The organism is Rhizobacter sp. P1_G5, from assembly GCF_056405435.1.
This window is the reverse complement of the sequence record NZ_JBFUCB010000666.1, coordinates 1-3,182: the sequence shown is the minus strand read 5'-3', so window position 1 is coordinate 3,182 and position 3,182 is coordinate 1. Positions and strand designations below refer to the sequence as shown.

General features: G+C 66.6%; 3 protein-coding genes and 1 pseudogene. 2 read left to right on the top strand and 2 right to left on the bottom strand.

Features of this window, described 5'->3' with window-relative positions; all coding sequences use genetic code 11:
* Together AC1D12_RS29110 and AC1D12_RS29105 are read right to left on the bottom strand one after the other, a co-directional pair.
* A partial coding sequence (locus AC1D12_RS29110) for a long-chain-fatty-acid--CoA ligase (RefSeq protein WP_477844635.1) occupies positions 1–1,551 on the bottom strand: 1,551 nt, incomplete at its 3' end.
* A 60-nt stretch (positions 1,552–1,611) separates the two neighbouring features.
* Positions 1,612–2,337 (bottom strand): DUF8198 family protein, encoded by a 726-nt coding sequence (locus tag AC1D12_RS29105; protein ID WP_477844633.1) that lies wholly within the window; start codon positions 2,335–2,337, stop codon positions 1,612–1,614.
* A gap of 108 nt (positions 2,338–2,445) precedes the next feature.
* Between AC1D12_RS29105 and AC1D12_RS29100 the strand changes: the two genes are divergently transcribed.
* Both AC1D12_RS29100 and AC1D12_RS29095 read left to right on the top strand, forming a co-directional pair.
* Entirely contained in the window at positions 2,446–2,949 is a 504-nt protein-coding gene (locus AC1D12_RS29100) for a hypothetical protein (protein WP_477844631.1), read from the top strand.
* Positions 2,949–3,182 (top strand): annotated as a pseudogene (locus AC1D12_RS29095) (GMC family oxidoreductase); the annotation flags it as partial. The gene AC1D12_RS29100 and the pseudogene AC1D12_RS29095, both read left to right, overlap by 1 nt.

Genomic DNA, 3,182 nt, shown 5'->3' with positions numbered 1-3,182 from the left:
GGTCAGCGTCGAATCCCGTCTGACCACGAACAGCTTCACCGCTTCACCGGACTTCGCATCCGCCACACCCACTGCCGCGCATTCCAGTACGGCCGGATGCTGGCTCACCACCTGCTCGATCTCGGTCGGGTAGACGTTGAAGCCGGACACCAGGATCATGTCTTTCTTCCGATCGACGATCCGCACGTAGCCCCGCTCATCCATCACGCCGATGTCTCCTGAGCGGAAGAATCCATCGTCCGTCATCACCAGGCGCGTCTCGTCCGGGCGATTCCAGTACCCGGCCATCACCTGGGGCCCRCGGATGCAGATCTCACCCGACTGACCCTGCAGCACGGCGCCACCCGCATCATCCCGGATGGCGATTTCCGTCGAGGGCACAGGCAGCCCGATCGAGCCGGTGAACTCCGGTTCGTCGAAGCGATTGATCGTCGCCACCGGTGAGGTCTCCGACAACCCGTAGCCCTCGACGATCGGGCAGCCGGTGACACGCTGCCACTGCTCGGCCGTCGCGCGCTGGACCGCCATGCCGCCGCCATTGGAGATCACCAGGTCCGCGAAATCCAGGCGCCTGAAATCAGCATCGTTCGCCAAGGCATTGAACAGCGTGTTCACTGCTGGGAACATGTTGATGCGTTGCCGCTTCAACACCTTCACGAAGCCGGGAATATCACGCGGATTCGGAATCAGCACGTTCAACATACCGAGGCGTGCGCCGAGCATGTAGCACGCGGTCAGCGCAAAGATGTGATACAGCGGCAGTGCGCACACCGTGACGATCTGCCGATCGCCCACCTTGTCGAGCATTGGCTGGAACCAGGCCTGTGACTGCAGGATGTTCGCCACCACGTTGCGGTGCAACAGCACGGCCCCCTTCGAGACGCCCGTCGTTCCCCCGGTGTACTGAAGGAACGCCACATCGTCAGGCCCCAGCTCCACATGCCGCAGCGACATGCGCGTGCCCTCGGCCAATGCCAGGTTGAATCGCGTGACCGAACCCCCGGCCGGCGCGCGAAGATCGAACTCGGGCACCATCTTGCGGACATGGCGCACGACGAAGTTCACCAACTGGCCCTTCGCGAAGCCCAGCAGGTCGCCCATGGATGCCAGCACCACGTGCCGCAACGGCGTGCGGGCCATCACCTCCTGCAGCGTGTGCGCGAAGTTCTCGAGCACGATGATGGCCTCGGCGCCGGAGTCGCTCAACTGATGCTCCAGCTCGCGCGCGGTGTACAGCGGGTTYACGTTCACCACGGTGTAGCCCGCACGCAGCACGGCCGCAATCGCCACCGGGTACTGCAGCACGTTCGGCATCATCAGCGCCACGCGCGCGCCGCGCGCCATGCCCCGCGCCTGCAACCACGCACCCAACGACGACGACATCTCGTCGATCTCGCGGAACGTCAGGCGTCGCTCCATGCACACCGCTGCATCGCGCGAGGCATGCTGGCGGAACGATTCGTCGAGCAACTCGACCAGCGAGCGATACGCCGACGTGTCGATCTCGGCAGGAACGCCAGGAGGATAGTGATCGAGCCAGGGACGTTGCATCGATGCGGCACTCGCGGACAGGAAGAGCCTGCAATGGTGCGGGCCGGCCGCGCCGCACGGCTACGGTAGTTCTCCTAGCGCCGCCGCACGCGCCGGTGTCCCGTCGGCGACAGCCTCCGACGCGAAGAGCGCCTGCATCAGCGCCGTCTCGCGCGAGCGGACGGTCTTCAGGAACTCCGCAGCGCCTCGCATCGCGTGGAAGGTGTCGAACCCCGACTCCAGGAACGACTGAAGCGACGACAACCCCGCAGCACGCGCCGGCACCCGCATCATGCGCAGGCTCTGGCGCAGCAGCAGGCGCCTCGTCAATTGGTCGAGCGATTCGCCGATCTTCACGGTCAAGGCCACCTGCCGCTCGCGGTCTGCACGGCGTCCGCAGGCCTGCCACGCCRCCAGGTAGTCGGCGGCCGTCAATGCAGTCCCGGCCACGGCGTCGCCCATCGCGCTGTCCAGCGATTCCGACAAGGCATGCAGCGCTGCCAGCGACTCCACCGTCAACAGCACGTCGCTCGGGAAGAGCCGCGTCAATGCCGGCACCACCCGCGCGAACTGTGCGTCACGCTCGGCGAAGTCCTTCGGGCCGTACAGCTCGTCGAGAAAGAACCGCGCCACGTCACGGTAGCGCGGCGACGCCAGTAGGTCCGCGTACGTGTGCGCGAAGCGTCGTTGCTGGTAGGTCTTCACGGCAGTCACGCGAGCTTGCAACGAGGGATTCCCCACGCGCCGTTGGCGCTCGGACTCCACCGCCGACAGATGCTGAAGGATGTTCTCGCTCGACGCGGCCATGGCGAAGTTCGTTGCTCGTTGCGGGTTTACGAGAGGTCGGGCTAGTCCCTTGCCTCTACGGCGGCTGCGCCGAATGATGCAACACTGCGCCCGCATTCCGCCATCCACATGCAAAGACGCAAGCTCCTCCAGATCGGCGCAGTCGCCTCGCTCACGCTGGTCACCGTGGGTGGCGGACTCGTGTGGATGCGGCCTGCCGCGCCCGCCGCCGAACTGAACGCCGAAAGCCGCATGCTGTTTACTGCGGTGGCGCAGGCCGTACTCGAYGGCGTGCTGCCATCGGGGCCTGCGCGCGCATCCGCGTTGGCCGGGCACGTCGAACGCGTGCAGCAAACCATCCGCGGATTCGCTCCCGCGGTGCAGGACGAGCTCGCGCAGTTGCTGGGCATCCTGTGCACGGCACCGGGGCGACGCCTGCTCGCCCGCCTCGCCGCGCCGTGGGACGCCGCGAGCGTTGCCGACGTCCAACTGGCGCTGCAACGCATGCGCACCTCGCGACTGGCCACTCGCCAGCAGATCTACCACGCGCTGCGCGACATCACCAACGGTGCCTACTTCTCCGACCCCGTGGCATGGCCCGCGATCGGCTATCCGGGCCCACGCGACATCTGATGAGCAAGCTTGACGATCCGATCCAGCAAGGGCTCCAGCGCGGCTGGCGCGTTCTCGGCGGCTCGCATGCTGCCGTCCCGCCAACCCTGCTGTGCGATGTCGCCATCATCGGCAGCGGCGCCGGCGCCGGCATCACCGCGGAACTGCTGACGAAGGCCGGCCTGCAGGTCGTGATCGTCGAGGAGGGTCCGCTGAAGAGCAGCAGCGACTTCCGCCAGCGCGAGAGCGACGCC